The sequence below is a fragment of the Luteolibacter sp. Populi genome (assembly GCF_040801775.1).
Lineage (GTDB): Bacteria > Verrucomicrobiota > Verrucomicrobiia > Verrucomicrobiales > Akkermansiaceae > Haloferula.
The window spans coordinates 1,417,928-1,437,384 of sequence record NZ_CP161812.1 but is presented as its reverse complement, the minus strand read 5'-3'; the positions used below and the strand labels follow the sequence as shown (position 1 = coordinate 1,437,384).

At 64.2% G+C, this 19,457-nt stretch carries 12 protein-coding genes; 6 read left to right on the top strand and 6 right to left on the bottom strand.

The features are described from left to right. Positions 1-29: 29 nt before the first annotated feature. Entirely contained in the window at positions 30-272 is a 243-nt protein-coding gene (locus ABWK72_RS05640; RefSeq protein WP_367873805.1) for a hypothetical protein, read from the bottom strand. Positions 273-277: 5 nt separating this feature from the next. Then, the gene (locus ABWK72_RS05635; protein WP_367873804.1) at positions 278-1,903 is read right to left on the bottom strand and encodes a sodium:solute symporter; all 1,626 of its coding nucleotides are present in this window, start codon (positions 1,901-1,903) and stop codon (positions 278-280) included. 403 nt (positions 1,904-2,306) lie between these two features. Between ABWK72_RS05635 and dnaA the strand changes: the two genes are divergently transcribed. Then, positions 2,307-3,728, top strand: a complete 1,422-nt coding sequence (gene dnaA, locus ABWK72_RS05630; protein ID WP_367875319.1) for a chromosomal replication initiator protein DnaA — start codon at positions 2,307-2,309, stop codon at positions 3,726-3,728. A gap of 240 nt (positions 3,729-3,968) precedes the next feature. Here the strand turns inward: dnaA and ABWK72_RS05625 are convergent, their stop codons facing one another. After that, the gene (locus ABWK72_RS05625; RefSeq protein WP_367873803.1) at positions 3,969-8,789 is read right to left on the bottom strand and encodes a LamG-like jellyroll fold domain-containing protein; all 4,821 of its coding nucleotides are present in this window, start codon (positions 8,787-8,789) and stop codon (positions 3,969-3,971) included. 538 nt (positions 8,790-9,327) lie between these two features. On the opposite strand from ABWK72_RS05625, the gene ABWK72_RS05620 reads away from it, so the two are divergent. Then, positions 9,328-9,594, top strand: coding sequence for a hypothetical protein (locus ABWK72_RS05620; protein WP_367873802.1), 267 nt, complete (start codon positions 9,328-9,330; stop codon positions 9,592-9,594). A 296-nt stretch (positions 9,595-9,890) separates the two neighbouring features. Continuing rightward, positions 9,891-11,114, top strand: coding sequence for an IS481 family transposase (locus ABWK72_RS05615; protein ID WP_367873801.1), 1,224 nt, complete (start codon positions 9,891-9,893; stop codon positions 11,112-11,114). A gap of 121 nt (positions 11,115-11,235) precedes the next feature. On the opposite strand, the gene ABWK72_RS05610 is transcribed toward ABWK72_RS05615, so the two are convergent. Further along, entirely contained in the window at positions 11,236-11,976 is a 741-nt protein-coding gene (locus ABWK72_RS05610) for a glycosyltransferase family 2 protein (RefSeq protein ID WP_367873800.1), read from the bottom strand. A 54-nt stretch (positions 11,977-12,030) separates the two neighbouring features. Here ABWK72_RS05610 and ABWK72_RS05605 point away from each other — a divergent pair, with 54 nt between their 5' ends. Further along, positions 12,031-12,921 carry a glutathione S-transferase family protein gene (locus ABWK72_RS05605; RefSeq protein WP_367873799.1) on the top strand — a complete coding sequence of 297 codons (891 nt, stop codon included), beginning with the start codon at positions 12,031-12,033 and terminating at the stop codon, positions 12,919-12,921. Positions 12,922-13,183: 262 nt separating this feature from the next. Here ABWK72_RS05605 and ABWK72_RS05600 read toward each other — a convergent pair whose 3' ends face one another. Both ABWK72_RS05600 and ABWK72_RS05595 read right to left on the bottom strand, forming a co-directional pair. Further along, positions 13,184-15,283 (bottom strand): hypothetical protein, encoded by a 2,100-nt coding sequence (locus ABWK72_RS05600; RefSeq protein ID WP_367873798.1) that lies wholly within the window; start codon positions 15,281-15,283, stop codon positions 13,184-13,186. A 392-nt stretch (positions 15,284-15,675) separates the two neighbouring features. Then, positions 15,676-16,809, bottom strand: coding sequence for a substrate-binding domain-containing protein (locus ABWK72_RS05595; RefSeq protein WP_367873797.1), 1,134 nt, complete (start codon positions 16,807-16,809; stop codon positions 15,676-15,678). A 121-nt stretch (positions 16,810-16,930) separates the two neighbouring features. Between ABWK72_RS05595 and ABWK72_RS05590 the strand changes: the two genes are divergently transcribed. Continuing rightward, positions 16,931-18,289 carry an MFS transporter gene (locus ABWK72_RS05590; RefSeq protein WP_367873796.1) on the top strand — a complete coding sequence of 453 codons (1,359 nt, stop codon included), beginning with the start codon at positions 16,931-16,933 and terminating at the stop codon, positions 18,287-18,289. A 362-nt stretch (positions 18,290-18,651) separates the two neighbouring features. Further along, a complete protein-coding gene (gene hisA / locus ABWK72_RS05585; protein WP_367873795.1) occupies positions 18,652-19,428 on the top strand; it encodes a phosphoribosylformimino-5-aminoimidazole carboxamide ribotide isomerase in 777 nt (258 codons plus the stop codon). Positions 19,429-19,457 lie beyond the last annotated feature (29 nt).

Sequence of the window (19,457 nt, the reverse complement as noted above, 5' to 3'; positions counted from 1 at the left end):
CTCCGACTTTCGACCTCCGGCCCCAGGCCTCAGTGCCCCTTCCAGCTCCCCTCCGATTCCAAGTAAACCAGCGCCTTGTCGAAGGACGCATTCGTCAGGAAGTGCTCCAGCCGCGCATCGAGCCCCGCGGCATTCGCCACCTGCCAAGCGGCAATCGCCTCGGACACCTCCTTGAGCGCTTCCAGATGCCCGAAGGTGTCCCGGTCGCGGAATTCGTGGTCGGAAATGATGTCGCGGCGGCGGCAGAGGAGATCGGTAAGTTCTTCGTGCATGGGTCTCAAAGGGTGCGGGCGACGTAGGCATCACCTTTCCGCCGGAAGCAGAGTCCGACAAGAACGGTAACGAGGGTTCCGGCCATGATCCGCCAGGTGAAGGCGATCACCGGCATCCAAGGGGGCAACTGGTAAGCTTTGTAGCCGGTGAGCATCTTCCACACATCGTTCGGCAGATCCGTCAGCACCGCCACCGCGGCGAATCCTGCCAGCATCGCGGCGATGTTGCCGGTGCAGGTGCCGCGGGTTTTCGTCAGCATCCCGATCAGGAAGACCCCGAGCAGGGATCCGTAGGTGTAGCCGAAGCTGCCCAGCACGATCGGGATGATCCGCAGTTCGGGATTCTTCAGCTTCACCCACGCCGTGCCGATCCCGATCAGGGCCAGCAGGATCGAGAAGCCCACGGTCGCCCAGCGGGCCATCAGGAATTGCTCGTTGGACGTAGCCCCCGGCCGGAAATAGCCGAGATACCAGTCCTTGGTAAAGGTCGTCGCCAGCGCGTTCAGGGCCGTACTTAAGGAACCCATCGCCGTCGCGAAAAGTCCCGCGGCGAGCAGGCCGCGCAAGCCCGGCGAAAGATCGTGAACCATGAACCAGGCGAAGATCCCGGGATCGTGCAGCGGGGCGCGGTCCGCATTCTGCGTGTAAAAACGGTAAAGCAGGATGCCGATCCCGATGAAGCCGATCACCACCGGCAGGTCGATCAGGCCGGACATGATCACCGCCCGCTGGCCCTTCTTGTGATCCTTCGAGGTCAGCATCCGCTGCACCATGTCTTGGTCGGTGCCGTGGGTCGCCAGGGTGGTGAAGACCGAGCCGAAGAAGGCCGCCCAGATCGTGTATTCCTGCTGGAAGATCCACTTCAGGTCCGTGTCCTTCAGATTCTGGAGCATCGACTTGCCCGGGTCGCTGCCGGTGTTGACGAAGGTCGGCTGCTTCACCGACTCGAAGAATCCGCTCCAGCCCCCGGTCTGCCCGAGCAGCCAGTAGAAGACGTAAGCCGCGGAGCCGAACATCAGCGTCACCTGGATCAAATCCGTCCACACCACCGCCTTGATCCCGCCGAAGGTCGTGTAAAGCGCCGTCAGCCCGGTCAGCACCACCACCGCGCCGATGTAGATCGTCAGCTCTTGTTGAAAGCGTGCCTCCGAATCGAGCTTCAGGAATTCCGGGTGCATCACCTCCCAGGCCAGCACCAGCAGGATCGCCCCCACGTAGATCCGCGAGCCGCTGGCCAGCGAGCGGGTGAGCAGGAAAACAAAGGAAGCGATCCGCCGCGTGATGATCCCGAAGCGGATCTCCAGGAACTCGTAGATGCTCACCACCTTCAGGTCGTAGAAGGGCTTGATGAAGACCCCGGCCACGATCAGCCGCGCGATGATCGTGCCGATCACCAGCTGCGCGTAGATGAAGTTTTGCTTCGCGTAGCCCTCGCTCGGCGTTCCCAGGAATGTTCCCGCGGAGATTTCCGAAGCCAGGATCGACGCCAGCACCGCCCACCACGGCATCGAGCGGTTGCCCAGCGCGTAGGTCTCCATCGTCTTCTGACCCCGCGCCGCATACAGGCCGATCCCGATGATCACCACGAAGTAGACGACAATAATGGCGAGATCGAGACCGGCTCCGGACATGCGGCGCAGTCTTTCCTCTCAGGGGCGGGGCGACAAGTGAAAGGCTTGGCCTCGAAGTCTCGTTCAGTTGCAAGGATTTGCAGGAACTTCACGTGCCCTTCACACTCGGCTGGAACTGCCCGGGGCTCGTAAAATCACTGATTTTAAACGAATCAGGCCCTGCGCGGCATCCTTAGCAAACCCCTTTAGTTCGGGAAATTTAACTACCCGGAGGGTCAAGCAACAAGTTTTTAAAAACGTGGAACGCCTGTGGAAAATGGGCGTCCGCCGGAGGTCTGTTAGACCGGTCGAAAAAACAGTCTCCCGCCCTTCTGGATCGCGTTATCACTGTCCTCCGTCCGCGGCCCGCTCCTCGGGAACGACGCGGGACGGAAAAACCTTTTTAAGCACACACGTGACAAACATGGACTTGGTGGAGATCGAAGCGGATCCGGGGGAGAAATCGATCACGGTGGTGAGTCAGTGGGAGGAAGTGTGCGAGGCGCTCGGGCGCCTGGTGAGCAAGGATGCTTTCCAGCGCTGGTTCGGGTCCTCCCGCTTGGTGGCGATCGAGGATTCGCGGGCGGTAGTCTCCGTCCCGAACGAGATCCACCAGGTGTGGATCGAGGCGAACTACATGCCGGAACTCAACTCCGCGGTGACCGAAAGCATCGAGGGCGTCCTCGGCGTGAAACTGGTCCTCGAGGATTCGGTGCCGATCGCGAAGGAATCGGCGGTGGACGAGGACGAAGCCGATCCGGAGGCCGTTCCTGCCCCGGCCGGTCCCGTGGGCGGCGACCTCAGTTTCGAGAAGCGCCTCAAGGCGGCCGGCCTCAATCACAACTACACCTTCGGCTCCTTCGTCGTCGGCGCGAACAGCCAGTTCGCCCACGCCGCCTGCGAGGCGGTGGCCAAGCGCAAGGGCCCCGGCTACAATCCGCTCTTCATCCACGGCGGTTCCGGCCTCGGCAAGACCCACCTGATGCAGGCCATCGGCCACCAGTGGCTCAAGGGCGTGCCTGCCTCCCGCGTGGTCTACCTGACCTGCGAAAAATTTACGAACGAGTTCATCAACGCCGTCCGCAAGGGTGACCTCGAGCGCTTCCGCAAGCGCTACCGCAACGCCGAGGCCATGCTCCTCGACGACGTGCAGTTCCTCGGCGGCAAGGAGCGCTCGCAGGAGGAATTCTTCCACACCTTCAACACCCTCCTCGATGGCCGCTGCCAGGTGATCCTGACCAGCGACAAGCCGGCCAGCGAGATCAAGAACCTCGAACCGCGCCTGATTTCGCGCTTCGAGTGCGGCCTCACCGTCGAGCTCCAGCCGCCGGTCTTCGAGACCCGCCTCGCCATCCTCGGCAAGAAGCGCGACGAGTGGAAGGTCAAGGTCGATGAAGGCATCATCCGCTTCCTCGCCGAACGCATCAAAAGCAATGTCCGCCGTCTCGAAGGCGCCCTCATGCGCGTCGCCACCTACGCCTCGCTGGCGGGTGAGGCCGTCACGGAAGAACGCGTCGAGCACCTCCTGCGCGACCTCCTGCGCGAGGAAGCGGGAAAGCTCATCACCATCGATCTCATCCAGCGAGCCGTGGCCGATCATTTCGACGTCCGCCTGGCCGACATGACCAGCAAGCGCCGCCCTGCCAGCATCGCCTTCCCGCGCCAGATCGCCATGTATCTGAGCCGCAGGATGACCAAGAACTCGCTGATGGAGATCGGCGAGGCCTTCGGCGGCCGCGACCACGGCACCGTCATCCACGCCGTCAAGAAAGTCCTCGGGAACATCGAGACCGACAGCTCCGTCCGCGACGCCATCGGCACCATCGAGAACAGCCTGAAGCGCTAAAAGGTGGTCCACACAGACCGCTGTGCGGTCGAAGCCACCCTTGTCGCGCGCCTCATCCTGGGGGGGCCTCGGGTGGATGCCGCCACCAGAACTGCTTCAACCGCACAGAGGATTGCCCCGTTTTTTGAAATAAAGTGCGGGGCTATCTCCGGCTGCGCCTCCGGTTGTCCGGACCACCTTTTGTCCGATCCGTCCTACTGCCTAAGGGGAATAGGACGGATCGGACAAACCCCCACGACCTCAAGGCCGCGTCACCTCCAGCCTCAGGAACTGCCGGGGCTCACCGCCGATCGGCAGCGGCGTGCGGAACTTCACGGTCTCCGTGATCCCGTCCGGATTCTCCTGCGGATATCCGGCCACCATCCCGGCCTCTTCCCAAAGCCCCGTCGCGAGGTCGATCGAGGTACGGTGGAAGTAGGAAATCCCCCCGATCGCCGGCTTCGGGCGCACGTAGGCCGCCGTGACGTAAGGCAGGCCGCCGATGATCTCGATCTCCTCCAGCGGCAGGCGCGCGGTATCCCGCAGCGAGGGACTGCCACCGAGGGCCGCTTCCAGCAAGACGCTCAGGCCATCGCCATCGCCATCCGCATGGTCCTGCGCAGGGGCTGTCTGGGCCGCGGCCAGGCTGCCGAATTTCTGGACCTTCCATTCGTTCAGCGGTGAATCGCGGACTTCCACCTGGGCGCTGGTCGCCGCTCCGGGAAGATAGCCGGCGGCCTCGGCCAATGAAAGCGTCACGGTCTGCGTGCCGGTGACGGTCTCGCGGTCCAGGGCGGTGAGCGTCAGGGTCGCGGAGTTTTGTCCGGCCGGGATCGAGAAGCCGGTCGGCAGCGGGGTCAGGGTGTAGTCGATCCGCGGCAGCGCTTGCGTGCCGCCGTAGGTCACGCTCAGTCCGACCTGCAGGTCCGCGTCTTTCAAACCGCTGCGGGTCACCTTGAAGGTGCCGGTATTCGCGGTGCCTTTTTGCGCGCTGGCATCCGTCGCCTCGATCACAACGACCGCCGATTGCGCCGTGAGTAGGGCGATCTCCGCCGCCGAAAGGGCGCGCGAATAAAGCCTCACGTCGTCGATATAACCGTTCATGTGATCGCCCGCCGGGGAGCTGGTGATCTTGGTGCCGATGTTCAGGGCGTTCGCCGTCGTCGCCATCGCGGCCGTGGCCTCTTGGGTGGCGACTTCGACGCCATTCACGTAGACCCGCATCATCTCTCGATCGTAGGTGGCGGCGACATGGAACCACTCTCCGGCGGGTGGCAGGTCGGTTTCGATGCGGCCCACTCCCGAAAGATCCCAGACCAGGAAATCATCCTCCGCGAGCAGGCGGTATTGGTTGTCGGTATTGCCCTTCTGGACGATGCGCCGGTTGCCGTCCCAGTCGGCGGCCTTGACCCACGCCGCGATCGTGATCGCCTGGGTGACATTGAGGGAGGCGTGGTTGCCGACCACCACGCTCTGGCCCGCGGCACCCGTGAATCTCAGCGCCCCGCTGAGCAGACCGCCTTCCCAAGCCGGAACCGGTGCGGCGAGAGTGCCGCTGCGACCTCCGCCGGAACTGTCGTTGGCGATGGTGCCGCTGGTCTCGTCGAATTTCCACCAGCCGACAAGATTCGTGGCCACTCCGCTGCCGGTGACGGCGAAGCTGGTGACCGCTTCGCTCGGATCATTCGAGGCGATGACCACGGTGGCGATCTTCACGCCGGTGGTGGCAGGCTCGAAGCGGATCTGGAAGGTCGTCCCGCCCGGCCCTGCCAAGGATGCCGGCGGCTGCACCAGCACGCTGAAGGAAGACGCCCCCGTGCCATCGATGCGCACGCGCGGCGAGCCATTCAGAAGCAGCGCCGCATTGCCCAGGCTCTCGATCGTGAAGGTGCGGATGGTCTGGCCGGCCGCGGCCACCGCCACGCCGAAGTCGGTGCCGTCCGAGTAGTCCGGCGTGAAGTCGTTGCTCTGGATAATCCGGCCATTGCCGGTCAGGCGGATCTCCGCCGCCGGCGGACCGATGTCGGTGGTCGCCGCGGCCGTGTTCGAGTAGGTCGAATACACGTGCTCACCGAAGGCCGCGACGCGGTAGAAGTTCGTCGAGAAGGGATCCGCGGAGTTGTCGCTGTAAGTCGTGGCCCCCGGCCCGGCGAAACCGACCGCCTCGAAATGGATGCCATCCAGCGAGCGCTCGATCGAGAATCCGGCCTCGTTGTCGGAGCCATCCACCCAAGCGAGATCGACCTGGGTGTGCGAGATCGCCGTCGCCACCAGGGTGCCGGGAGGCGTGACGGATTCCGGCTGCAGCGAGTTGATCCATTGCGCCAGCATCTCGACGCCGGCAGTGTCGACCATGTTGCGGGCCAGCGGCGGCATCTGGTTCTCGCCGACTTTGTTCACCCGGAAGTGCATCATCGAATCGGCGAGGCTCTGCGGCACCACCACCCGCGCCTCCGGATTGCCGAAGTTGTCGTTCACCGGGCCATAGAAGATGCCTTGGTCGATGAAGGGCGTCTGGTAGCGCGCGTCCCACTGCGCCTGCACCTGGCCGGGGCGGTGGCAGTAGGAGCAATTCGAATCCAGGTAAGAGCGTGCCCGGTCCTGCAGCGAGGCATTGGTGTCCGTGTGATGGACCATCTTCTCCATCGCCGGGATCGCGGCCTCTTCCGGAGCGTTGTGGAATAGCCCCACGTGGTTCCAGGCACGGACCTGGTTGTCGGTCACTCCGCCGGGAAAGAGCATGTCCTTGTTGAACTGCCGCGTGCTCGGCCCGAGCACCCCGCCTGCCTGCGGATTGTGGCAGCGCACGCAGTCCTGGCGGCTCGGATAATACCAAGGCTGGCGGCGGCTGTTGAGGTGGAACTTCGCCGTGGTCGTCGGGCTGGCCACGTGGGCGGTCACGGCCAAGCCGAAGAAAATCTGATCCGGCAGGTCGAGTGTGGTCCGCGCATACTCCTGCCAGGTGAAGCCGTCCGCGCTGGAGTAAGCGATGAAGGTGTCACCCGCGCGCTGCATCCGCAGCCAGGTATCCGGGTAGTTCACCCGCGGCTGCGGCTCCGGCGGATAGAGTGCTGTGGCACCGCCGCCGGTGGTCGCGCGATACTGGAATTCGTAACCGCCGATGTTGTTGTTGCGCACCGCATTGCTGGGGAAGACCAGCGCCATCACGTGCCGCGCGTTGGCATCGAGCGAATCCCGCACCATCAGGCCGGTCTTTGTGTAGAGATCCGCCTGGGTCACGGATTCCAGCCGCACCGCGACATCGAAGTCCCCGGTCCGCTGCTGGTGGGCGAAGCGGAATTGATCGCTGGTGCCCCAGATGTCGGTGCCGCCGGCGGTGATCGTGATCAGGTCGCCCGTGCGCACCGTCGATCCGGCCAGCGCCGGATTGCCGATGTCCTGGCTGGTGAAGTTGCCCACCGGGGCCGTCGCGATCGGGATGTTCTCGGTCAAGCCGCCGTCCAAGAGGTCCGCGTCGCTCTGGTCGGCGCGCCACTTGTAGGTCGCCCCGTAAACCGAGCCGTCGTCCTTCTGCACGATCACCCGCGTCTCGAGCCGGTGCCGGGCATTCGGGTCCACATCGCTGGACGGCAGGTCGAAGTGCTTCACCAGCACGCTGCCGGCGGGGAAGGCCCAGTCGCCCGTCGCTTGGAAGGCGATGCTTGTGTTGTTGGGCACGCTGGCCCAGCGCGACTTGACCGCGCCGTCCGACCAGAAGGGCGCATTCAGCGTGTAGGGGATCAGCTTGTCGCTCGGCGTCAGCGTGGCCAGATTGCTGAAAAGCCCCGTGGCACCCAGCGTGGCGGGCAGGGGTGTGCCGGGCGGCGGTCCGCCGCGCTGCAGCTTGTAGATCTTCCCCTCGACCGTGCCCATCTGGCAAATGTAGAGCTCGTTGCCCGCATCCAGGCCGAAGGAACTCAGCCCCATGTAATTGTTCCCGGAGTTGAACCCGTCCCCTTCGGGAAGATCGGCGAGGAGGATCTTTTTCGCCGGCGTCTGGGATTCATCGAGGTACCAGATCTGGCCGGAAATGTTGTCGCCGAAGATGTACTTGCCGGAAAGTTCCGGAAACTCGGTGCCGCGATAGACATAGCCGCCGACCACGCAACTGCCATCGGTCCCGTTGTGGGTGTAGTCGATGATCGGCTTCTTGCTGGTGCCGATGTAAGGCTGCACCAGATCCCCGCCGAGGCCCTCGATCCGGCTCCACTGGAGATTGAGTCCCGGCGGGTCGCTGGGTTCGATCACGGTGACTTCTTCCCGCGTCCCCTGGCCCACATCGCCGATGAAGATCCGCCCGGTCACCGGATCGATCGTCATGCGGTGCGGGCTGCGCAGGCCCAGCGCCCAGATCTCTTCCAGCGCTCCCGGTTGGCCGACGAAGGGGTTGTCGTTCGGTACGTTGTAGCGCGGCCAACCCGGGCTCACCTCGTTGAGCGACCGTAGCGTCGGCGGATGGCTGATCGCCCCGCCGCGCTGGTCCACATCGATCCGGATCACGCATGAGAAGAGCGCGCGGTTGATCACCTGCGCGTTCTGGAAGCCCTGCTGGTCGTCGCCGTTGGTGATGTAGAGGAAGCCGTTGCCGGGGTGGAAGAAGATCCCGCCGCCGTTGTGCCACACCGTATTGTCCTTCTGGTCGATCACCACGTACTCGCTCGCCTGGGTGGTCTGGAAGCTCGGGTTTAGCACGAAGCGCGAGAGCCGGTTCCGGGTGGGCGTGTTGGTGGGCGGGCGGTTGAAGGCGTCGCCGATGATCGGGCCGGTGTCGTTGTTCTGTCCGGCGATGCCGCCGCGCCAGTTGTACCAGACCCACATCTGCTGGTTGTTGGCGAAGTCCGGGTGAAACGCCACGCCCAGCAGGCCGGAGTCGTCCCAGCCCTGGACGTTGGCGGAGAGGTCCACCACCAGGGTCTTGGTGCTCGTCCCCGCAGTGTTGTCGAAGCTCCAGATCTTGCCCTCGCGTTCCCAGACCACGAGCTTGTTGGTCCCCGGGATCGGGGCCAAACCCACGGGATTGAGAAAACTCAGATTCGGGAAAGCCACCACCGTTGTCCAATCCGCATCGATCGAAGGTTCCACGGGCGGGAATACCCCGTCGAAATAGGCGTCCACATCGGGTCGGTTGCCAAGACCATAGGCCTGTGCCTGGACGCTTGGGGGGAGGAGGCTAAACAGCGCAAGTGCTGCCGCCGAACGAAGGGCACGGGCTTTTTTCATGCGGGGACGGGGGTGCTACGGCACCGCGGGTTTTGAAGGAGGGATGAAGCGGGACTTGCATAGCGTCTGGCCGCCGGGACAGGGAGCCCTAAAATAATAATCGCGGAGACGAGGGCGTGATAGGCACGTCCGCAGGCGGCTTAAGGTTTAGCCTGTGATCCAGTGACGTTTTCGACACGTGCCGCGGGGATCTGTCCGGGGGGACGTTGCGCTATGCAATTCAATGCCGCGTTCCTGCATGTATGGAACGGGTTGTAAGACTCGCATCCGGTCTTTCAGAGCGGCCTTTGAAGCTGTGTTAGCCCTTGCATTTAAGGCGCTTGTCATACCGTCGGGCGATTGCGCGAAAGGGCAGGGCACGTCATTTGCTGGAATGATTGCTGAACCAATCGTGAATCCCATGAAAACGAACTCCAAGATTCTGAGCGGCATCGCCGTCGCGGTGATCGCCGTGACTTCGACCTCGTGCATGACGACCTACGACGCCTATGGCCGTCCGGTCCAATCGGTCGACCCCGGAACCGCCGCGGCGGGTGCCGTGGCTGCCGGCGCACTCGGTTACGCCATCGGCCAGAACAACGACGATCACAACCACTACTACTACGGTGGCGGTTATCGACGCGGCTACTATGGCCATCACGGCCGCCGCGGCTGGCGCCGTTATTGAAGCAGCTTGAGGGAAAAGCGGGCTCTTCAGTCCGCCCTCATGAAAAGGAAAGGGGACATTCGTGTCCCCTTTCTTTTTGGCGTGCTCGCGTGGCGATCCAAGGACGGCTTTACCGCTGGGAGCGCGGAGCCACCGGCCCGCAGAAGCTTCCCTTGCTGCCGTCACTTCACGCGATGCGTATGGATGCCGCCGTCGCTTTGCTGCCTGCCTTTTCCTGCACCCGAAACCGCTGGGACCATTCTGCGGGCCGGTGGCTCTGTATAGACCGGGTACATGGTTAACAGGTGTTCGGGGACATGGGTTACACCTCCGTCGAGGATAAGACCATGCCCTGGCAAACCTGTGACCTGATGGACAAGAGACGTGAATTCGTGGAACTGGCTTCGCGCGAGGGAGCCAACAAGGCGGAGCTGTGCAAGCGCTTCAAAATCAGCCGCAAGACCGGCTACAAGTGGCTGGCGAGGCATCGCAAGGGCGAAGGCCTGGCGGACGTGCCGCGCAAGCCGGCGGAAAGCCCCGGCAGGACCAAGGCGGCGATGGAGGACAAGATCGTGGCCGTCCGGCAAAAGCATCCGGCCTGGGGCGGCAGGAAGCTCAAGCGGTGGCTGGAGGACCGCGGGGAAAAGAATGTGCCCTCGGCGAGCACGATTACGGAAGTGCTGCGGCGGCACGGCCTTTTGTCGCAACCGGCCGGTCCCTCCGGCAAGGGCTGGGAGCGTTTCGAGCGCGAGGAACCCAACGAGCTGTGGCAGATGGACTACAAGGGCTGGTTCGAACTGGCGGCGGGCGGCCGCTGCCATGCGCTGACGATGCTCGACGACCACAGCCGCTTCAACCTGCTGCTGGAGCCCTGCGCGGGCGAGACCTACGCGGAGTTCAAGCCGCTGCTGGAAGGAGCTTTCCGGCTCTACGGGCTGCCTGCGGCGATCCTGTGCGACAACGGCAAGCCGTGGGGCGACAGCCAGGGACACTTCACCCAATGCGAGGCGTGGCTGCTGCGGCTGGGCGTGAGGGTTTACCACGGGCGTCCGCGGCACCCGCAGACCCAGGGCAAGGAGGAGCGCTTCCACCGCACCTTCCAAGCCGAAGTGCTGTCGCGCACGACGGTGTGGCGGGACCACGCGCACTGCCGGCGGGAGTTCGCGCCGTGGCGCACCCTCTACAACCACGAACGGCCCCACCATTCGCTGGGCGGGGACACGCCCGCGAGCCGCTACCGGATCTCGCCGCGGGCGATGCCGGTGCAACTGCCGCAAGCCGGGGACTGGTATGGCGGGGAAGACGTGGTGAGAAGGGTCCTGGACAAGGGGATCATCAGCTTCCGCGGCGTGTTGTGGAGCATCGGCGAGGCCTTCCGCGGGGAGGAGGTGGCGCTGCGGCAGATCGGGGAAGAAAGCTTCGAAGTTTACTACTGCTGGAAGCGGATCGGGGTGGCGGATTTCGCGCAACACCGCGCTACCGGGGAGAGCGGCTACGCGCCCCTGTCGGAGCGGCGGGTGGGCCGGCCGCCGCAGCCATGAGCCGCGCGCGCGGCTCATGGCTGCGGGCCGAAAAGTGTAACCCATGTCCCCGAACAGGTGTAACCCATGTCTCCGGCCTTTACAGGCTCCGCGCTCCCGGCGGAAGAGCTTTCCCTTTATTTCACGGAATCAACTCCAGCGGAATCCCCCTCGCTTGCAACTCGCTACGGTGCCTCTCGTAGATCTCCGCCAGGTCCCGGTTGTATCTGTCCTTGTCCACCTCCCGTGAAACATTGCCCCCGTGCATCCGGTGGAGATGACTCACCATCGGCACATAGACCGGCAGCCCCGCTGCGAGGACGAAGCGTGTATAAAGCTCCAGATCTTCCGCCGTCTCCATCTCCGCATAGCCGCCGACCTCCTCGAATAGATCGCGGCTGAAGCACACATTCCCCTGGATGAAATGCCTGCCCGAAAAGATCGCGCGCAGCATCTCATCCGCCGTGTCGAAGTCCCAGCCATAGTAGTCCTCGCCGGGCAGGTAGCGGCCGTCCTGATCGATCTTGAGGAAATCCGCCACCGCCCAGCGCGCCGGCCCGGCTTCCAGCGCCTTCACGAAGTGGTAGGCGGTGCGCTGGAGCAGAAGGTCGTCATCGTCGAGCGGCATCAGGTAGTCGCTCTGGCACGATTGCGCGGCGAGATTGCGCGCGTGACCGGGTGGCACGCGTCCCGGCGAGAAGCTCACCCGCTCTTTCTCAAGTCCCCGCAGCCACTCCGCGGTTCCATCGTCGGAGCCGCAATCGTGCAGGGCCTGCACGATCTCCAGATCCAGGGGAGCGGTGCTGCTCATCCGGACGCTGGCCACGTTCTGTTGGAGAAACCCGAGGCGGTTCCGGGTGGGGGTGAGAATCGCGAGTTTCAATGATCCAACAGAGCTTCGCTTTCGCGCCCGTCAACCGCGTGCTATGGAATGATCATGGCGCAGTTTCCCGATGAAGACAGTGACGGCAGCTTCGAGCGGCAGGAGGACGCATTCCGCCGCGTCGTCGGCAAGGAAGACGACCTGCCCGCGATCCCCGGTCGCTACCACCTCTACGTCTCGCTGGCCTGCCCCTGGGCCCACCGCACCTTGATCACGCGCTCCTTGCTGGGACTCCAGGATGTCATCGGCGTGAGCATCGCCGATCCGGTGCGCGACGAGCGCGGCTGGGCCTTCCGCGAAGGACCGGGTCATGGCCCCGACGAGGCGGAGGGCTTCCGCTTCCTCGCCGAGGCCTACCTGGCGAGCGATCCCTCCTTCGATGGCCGGGTGACGGTGCCCGTGCTCTGGGATCGTCTTTCCAAGAAGATCGTGAACAACTCCGAGGACGACATCTGCCGGATGTTCCAGGATGCCTTCGCCGCACCGGAGGCCCCCAATCTGTTCCCCGCCCATCTCGCCGCGGAGCAGGCGGCCCTCAGCCAATTCCTCTACGAGAAGGTCAACAACGGCGTCTATCAGGCGGGCTTCGCCACCAAGCAGACGACTTATGAAAAAGCGGTGCTGGAACTCTTCGCCGCCCTCGACGAACTCGAGGCCCGGCTCACGGGCTCCCGCTACCTGTTGGGCGAGCAACCGGTCGAAAGCGACTGGCGTCTCTTCTGCACCCTGCTGCGCTTCAACGCCGTCTATCACGGCCACTTCAAGTGCAACCTGCGGCGGATCATCGACTACCCCGCGCTGCATCGCCTCCTGGTCGACCTCCACGGCCTGCCCGGGATCGCGGAGACGGTGAACCTCGATCACATCAAGCGGCACTACTACGTGACCCACGATGACATCAACCCGACCCGGATCGTCCCGGTAGGCCCGGCGCGGATTTTCTAAGAATTTCCCCTTAAGGACTGCTCTTCCCTGGGAGCGCGGAGCCACCGGCCCGCAGAAGCAACCGGGGTGGCGGGACACATCACGCGGTGGTGGTGGAGAGCGCCGTTGATTTGCTGCAGGCCTTTTCGTGTTGCGGGCAGCGGGGGGCCATTCTGCGGGCCGGTGGCTCCGCGCTCCCGGCGGAAGAGCCGTCCTTCCTGCATAGCCTCACACAAAAAAGACGGCCGGACTCTCGTCCGGCCGCCTCTTGAAATTTACTTACTCACTCGGCTTCCTTGTCCTTGCCCTTACCTTTGCCCTTTCCGCCGCCGCCTCCACCCCCTCCTTGGGGCTGGCGCTGCGGTTGAACCCTCCCGCGCTGCGGTTGGGGTTGCGGCTGCGGCTTGGGCTGCACCTTCTCGCGCTGCGGCTGTGGTTGAACCTGACGCTCTGGCTTCGGCTGCGGCTTGGGTTGGACCTTCTCACGCTGCGGCTGCACCTGACGCTCCGGCTTCGGCTGGGGCTTGGGCTGAACCTTCTCACGCTGGGGCTGCGGGGTAGGCTTCACCTTCGGCTGCCGCTCCGGCTGTGGCTGGGGCGTGGGCTTCACCTTCGGCTCACGCTCTGGAGTCGGCTTCACCTTCGGTTCGCGCTCGCGTTCCGGGGTTGGCTTCACCGTCGGCTCGCTATCCGGCTTGGCTGGCGGACCATCGGGCTTGGTGGTGTCTTCATTGGGCATGTTGTCGCCCTTGCCACCCTTGCCGCCTTGACCACGGCCACCCTTGCCACGACCGCCCGGCTGCGGGGTGTTCTCGTCCGGCTTCACTTCCGGCTTGTTCGGCTTGCCATCGGGCTTCGCGGTATCCTCGTCCGGCATGTTGCCTTTGCCACCCTTGCCACCTTGACCGCGGCCACCTTGACCACGACCGGGCGTGTTCTCGTCGGTCGGCTTGGTCTTGTCTCCATCCGGGCCGGGAGTGTTATCGGTGACCGCAGGAGCCTGCTTGCGCTTCGGCGGTGCTTCCTCCTTGCTCATCTGGGCGGCGCGGCGGCCGGCCAGCGGCGAACGCTGGACCTTCACCTTCGCAGGCTTCACCGGGGCGGCTTGCTCGCCGTCGGCGGTCTTGGCGATGGCAGGGCCTTCCTTCTCGATCTGCTTCCGCTGTTGGGTGAACTTCGTCAACTGCTGGCGCTGGTTCACCAGCTTCTCGCGGGAAGCCTGGTTGAGCTGCTTCATCTTGTACTTCGCTCCGCCACCTTGGCCCGGGTCCTTGGCAAACTGGGCCAGCGGCGTGGCGATCGCGATCTCCGAACCATCCCGGCCCTTGAAGCCGCGGCGGCCATCGCCCATTTGCTTGAGACCGGCCCAGTTCTGGGGCGGACGTGCATCGCGGTTGTCGCGCATGTACTCGAAGTCATTCAGGCGATTGCGCTCCCAATTCCGGTCGGCTCGGTGCTCCCAGCGCTGATGCGCGAAGATCGGATCGAAGCCGCGGCGGTTGAAGGCCGCGTAGTTCGCCGAGGCATAGAAGCCGCGGTCGCGATAGCGGGGTTCGTAGTAGTCGCCGAAGTAGTAGTGACCGTGGCTCGGCCTCACGAAGAGGTGATTCACCACCAGCCCGATGTTGATCACCGTCACCGGTGAGTAGTGGTAGTTCGGCTCGCGCCACGCGTTCCCGCGGAAGCGCACCGGGGCGAAGATGATGCCGCGGCGCTCGACCGGGTAGTCCCAGTATCCGCCCACATACACATAGCCGCGCGGCGTCCAAGTGTAGCGGTCCGGTACGTAGCTCCAGTCGCGGCGGTAAGGCTGGTAGTAGCCCGGGCGCCAGCGGTAGCGGGTATCGACATAGGTCCAGCTGCCCGGGATCCAGACGTCATCGTCCGAGTCACGTTCGACGTTGGGACCGTTTTCCAAACTCTTGGGCGGCTCGGGAAGGTAGGACACCTCCTCGGTGCCGCTGTCCTCCCAGTAACCGGAGACCCACTGGTATTGGCTGCCCACGTCGTTCCAGTAACCGGGCACCCACTCGCGGTCGGGCGGGATGTTACGCCAGATCCCGCTGATCCACATGAAGTCATTGGAATCCTCATCCCAAGCCCAGTAGCCGGCGATCCAGGTAACGTTCTCGCCTTCCAGCTCTTGCTCGGGCGGCAGTTCGTCGATGGCTTCCGGCGGCTGCGTGCCGATGAGGACGCCCGCTTGCGGTTCGAAGCTCACGGATTCCGCGAAAGCTTCGTGGACCGGCCCGCGGGTCAGCACCTCGGTATCTTGGGAAACCTCCTCCTGACCCCCTTGGGCCATGACGATGGGGGAGATCAGCGTCCCACACGCTGAAAATGCAGTAATGGTGGCCAACAGGCCAAATCGGGTCGAGTTCATGGGTTCCTTTCTCCTAGCTTGATTCGTTCCCCCTTGGGACGGGTCGCGGCGCGGATCATTCAATAAAGCTTCAATTCCTCCACAGCTCGCTGGGGATGAACGGGCTCGCCGGATGCCGCGCCTGCCGCGAGAGTTCAAACAAGGTGCCTCACCCGGAGCCCCGCGCAAATGCAAAATGCAAAGTACCTGCGCCCCGCGTGCGACCTGCATGGTGTGTAAAGGTGGTCCGCACAGTCCCCTGTGCGGCTGAAGCTACCCTTGTAGCCGACCCACTCCCCTAGGCCCCCCCGTGGCGGCCGCCACCAGAACTGCTTCGACCGCACAGAGACTGTGCGGACCACCTTTTGTCCGATCCGTCCGGATCCCCTAGGGGTGTCGGACGGATCGGACAACTAGCGCCGGTTGCTCACGCGGAACTCCTTCGGGGTCACCCCGAGGCGTTGCCGGAAGAGGTTCACCAGTGCGCTGGCGGTGCGGAAGCCCGAGCGCTCCGCCACATCCTGCAGCGAGAGGTCGGAAGAGGAGAGCAGGCGCATGGCCAGGTCGAAATGGGCGCGCCAGATCTCATCGTGGAGGGTCCGGCCGATCAGGGAATTGAAGCGCCCCTCCAGCGAGCGGCGGGAGATCGTCGTCGCGGCCACCACGTCCTTCACCTTGATGGTGCAGTCCGAGTTCTCCCGGATGAAGCGCAGCGCGGCGACCACGTCCCCATCGTCGAAGGCGTAGACATCGGTCGAGCGCCGTGCCACCACGTGGGCCGGGGCGATCCGGACGGGCTCCTTCGGGCGCGCTTCGCCGGAGAGGATCCGGTCGAGCAGGGCAGCCGCCTCGTAGCCGCGCCGCTCCATGTCGGTCTCGACACTGGAGAGGGTGGGGGAGCTCAGTTCGCAGAGCTGCTGGTGATTGCCCGCGCCGACGATGGCGATTTCCTCCGGGACCTTGAAGTCGGCTTTCCAGCAGGCCTCCATCACCATCGAAGCGATCCGGTCGAGGGCGGTGAAGATGCCGAGCGGCCGGGGCAGTGCCGCCAGCTTTTCGATCAGCTCCTCGTCGCTATGGTTCATGTTGAGCTGGATCGTCACGACCTTGCCGCCTGCTTCCTCCACCCGCGCCTGGAAGCCGCTGCCGCGGTCCGTCGAGTAGCGCGTGCCATCGCGCTTGCGGACGAAGGCGAAGTTCTTGAAGCCGCGGTCGATCAGGTGTTCCGCGGCCATCCTGCCGATCGCGTGGTCGTCGGCCAGGACGCTGCAGACCTCGGTCTCGTCCATCAGCCCGGCGACGTTGATCATCGGGATGGTCCGGGTCGCCGCGGCCTCGCGGAAGCGCTGGTCGACGACGGTGCAGATGATCGCGTCCCCCTGCCAGGTCTCGACCAGATCGGCCAGTTCGCGGCGCTCGCGGTCGAAGTAGGCCACCCGCCAATTCGGCTTCCGCTGCACGTAGCGGCTGATGCCGTCGAGGATCTTGCTGCCGTACCCGCTCAGCGGATCGAGCATGAGACCGATGTGAAGATGGGAGGGTTTCACCGGGCGAAGTTTTGTGGGAACTTGCGTATTGTAAATGCGTAAGAGAGGGAAGTCGCGGTTTCCTCAAACTTCCCGCCCCGTCTAACTCTCCCGCATTGCAAAGCCCGGGAATCCCGCAAACATGGCCGGGCCGTTAGGCGATGCCATGGACGAAAAACGCAGCCTCTATCCGCTCAAGGGCATGCCGCATCAGCGGCAATTGTGGAGCTGGATCTCCTACGATGTCGCCAACCAGTCCTTCACGCTGATCGTGAACACCCTGCTGTTCTCGATCTTCTTCAGCGAGGTGGTGGTGCGCGACGATTCCACCGACGACCGCCTGTGGGCGATCACCTACGGGGTGAGCATGCTGATGGCCGCCCTCGCTTCCCCGATCGCCGGGGCGGCGGCGGACGAGCGGGCTTGGAAGAAGCGCGGGCTGATTATCACCGGCCTGGTGTGCAGCGTCTTCACCTGTCTGCTGGCCTTCATCCAGCCCGGCCAGATCTGGCTGGCGATGCTGCTCTACATCCCTGCCAATTTCGCCTTCTCGCTGGGGGAGAATTTTCTGGCCAGCTTCCTGCCTTCCCTGGCGCGGCAGGATCAGGTCGGGCGGGTCAGCGGCTTCTCCTGGGGATGTGCTTACTTTGCCGCGCTGATGCTGCTGGTCCTCACGGCCGGCGGCATGATTGCGATGAAACTGGAGACCAGCGATCAATGGCGGCCCTTCTTCGTCTTCGCCGGGCTCTGGTTCATCGCCTTCACCATTCCGACCATCCTCTGGCTGCGCGAGCCGGTGATCGAACAGCAGGCCGAGCACTCCGGGAAAAACGTCCTTACGGTCGGCTTCATCCGTCTCACGGAGACCGTCAAGCAGTTGAAGAACTACAAGGATCTGGCGATGCTGATGCTGGCCTCGCTGTTCTACGGCACGGGGATGAGCGTGGTCGTGTTCTTCGCCAGCAAGCTCGCGGGAGAATACGGCTTCACCAGCACCAAGATGGTGATCTTCGTGGCGGTCATCACGGTCTCCGGAATCATCGGCACGATCATCCCGATGCTGTTCCAAGATCGCATTGGCCACCGCCGGTCGACGGTCTTCTTCCTGATGGTCTGGGTGCTGACCGCCTCGGGATTCGCTTTCTACGCCCACCTTCACGAGACCCATGCCGCGCTCCACGACGGCACGACGTATCCGACCTGGCCGCTGTGGATCATCGGGAATCTGCTCGGCTTCGGGCTGGGCTCGCTGGGTTCGGCGAACCGCGCCTTCGTCGGCTACCTCGCGCCGCCGGACCGCGCGGCGGAAATGTTCGGGATTTGGGGCCTGATGTTCAAGCTGGCCGCGATCATGACATTCCCCTTCGCGTGGATGAAGGACGAGGTCGGGACCCCGCAGGCGCTGATTTTGTTGGCGGGGTTTTTGGTGGTCGGGTTGATCCTGACGCTGTTCATCAATGAGAAGCGCGGGCACGCGGCGGCTCAGGTCGGGCCGTTGTAGTGGCGGATTTTTTGGGGGGCCTTGGCCTGGCTCTTTCGCCCGTTACCCATATTTCCGTGATGCCTCACGGACGGCTCTATCCCTGGGAGCGCGGAGCCACCGGCCCGCAGAACGGTCCCTCACTGCCCGGGTCACGAAAGGGTAGGCAGCCAAGCGACGGCGCTTTCCACCATGTCCGCGTGATGTTTAGCGCTGCTCCAGTTGCTTCTGCGGGGCAGAGCCTCCGCGGTCCCGGGCGCTGACGCGTCAATCGTGACATAATGTGGGTAGCGGGCAGAGCAGGCTGCCGCACTCCACGGCGGCTGCGCTGCGGCTGGCGAATGCTTGACTCCCTGCCGCCCTCGCGGACGCTCTGCCGCCGCATGACGAAGTTCCGCCCCTGCATCGACCTCCACCAGGGCAAGGTGAAGCAAATCGTCGGCGGGACGCTGCGCGACGATGGCCCCGGGCCGCGGGAAAACTTCGTGGCGAGCGCCGGGGCAGGGGAGTTCGCGGCGAAGTTCCGTGCGGATGCGCTGACGGGCGGGCACATCATCAAGCTCGGTCCCGGCAATGACGAGGCGGCCAAGGAAGCGCTCGCGGCCTGGCCCGGCGGGATGCAGATCGGCGGCGGGATTCATGCGGGGAATGCCCCGGAGTGGCTCGCTGCCGGTGCCTCCCACGTGATCGTCACGTCGTGGCTTTTCGAGGATGGGAAATTCTCTCCGCAGCGGCTTGCCGAACTGGTGGCGGCGATCGGGGCGGAGCGCCTCGTGATCGATCTCTCCTGCCGCCGCACCGCCAGCGGCTGGACGGTGGCGATGGACCGCTGGCAGACGCTCACCGATCTTGACCTGACGCCGGCCGCCCTCGATCTGCTGGCTCACTCTTGTGCGGAATTCCTCATCCACGCTGCCGATGTGGAGGGGCTCTGCCGCGGGATCGATGCCGATCTTGTGACGATGCTGGGTGACTGGGGAAAGGCGCCCATGACCTACGCCGGCGGGGCCGCCACGATGGCCGATGTGGAGCTGGTGGGTGAACTCTCGGGCGGCAAGGTCGATCTTACCGTGGGGTCGGCGCTCGATCTCTTCGGCGGGGCGGGGATCCGCTATGATGAGTTGGTCGAGTGGAACCGCAGGGCGGGAGGTGAAATTTGAGATCTCGAATTTCAAATTTCAAATTTCAA

Excerpts from the sequence above, each read along its gene's own strand:
- hisA (WP_367873795.1), top strand. The coding sequence starts at position 18,652 with ATGACGAAGTTCCGCCCCTGCATCGACCTCCACCAGGGCAAGGTGAAG.
- ABWK72_RS05590 (WP_367873796.1), top strand. The coding sequence starts at position 16,931 with ATGGCCGGGCCGTTAGGCGATGCCATGGACGAAAAACGCAGCCTCTAT.
- ABWK72_RS05620 (WP_367873802.1), top strand. The coding sequence starts at position 9,328 with ATGAAAACGAACTCCAAGATTCTGAGCGGCATCGCCGTCGCGGTGATC.
- dnaA (WP_367875319.1), top strand. The coding sequence starts at position 2,307 with ATGGACTTGGTGGAGATCGAAGCGGATCCGGGGGAGAAATCGATCACG.
- ABWK72_RS05600 (WP_367873798.1), bottom strand. The coding sequence starts at position 15,283 with ATGAACTCGACCCGATTTGGCCTGTTGGCCACCATTACTGCATTTTCA.
- ABWK72_RS05605 (WP_367873799.1), top strand. The coding sequence starts at position 12,031 with ATGGCGCAGTTTCCCGATGAAGACAGTGACGGCAGCTTCGAGCGGCAG.
- ABWK72_RS05640 (WP_367873805.1), bottom strand. The coding sequence starts at position 272 with ATGCACGAAGAACTTACCGATCTCCTCTGCCGCCGCCGCGACATCATT.
- ABWK72_RS05615 (WP_367873801.1), top strand. The coding sequence starts at position 9,891 with ATGGGTTACACCTCCGTCGAGGATAAGACCATGCCCTGGCAAACCTGT.
- ABWK72_RS05635 (WP_367873804.1), bottom strand. The coding sequence starts at position 1,903 with ATGTCCGGAGCCGGTCTCGATCTCGCCATTATTGTCGTCTACTTCGTG.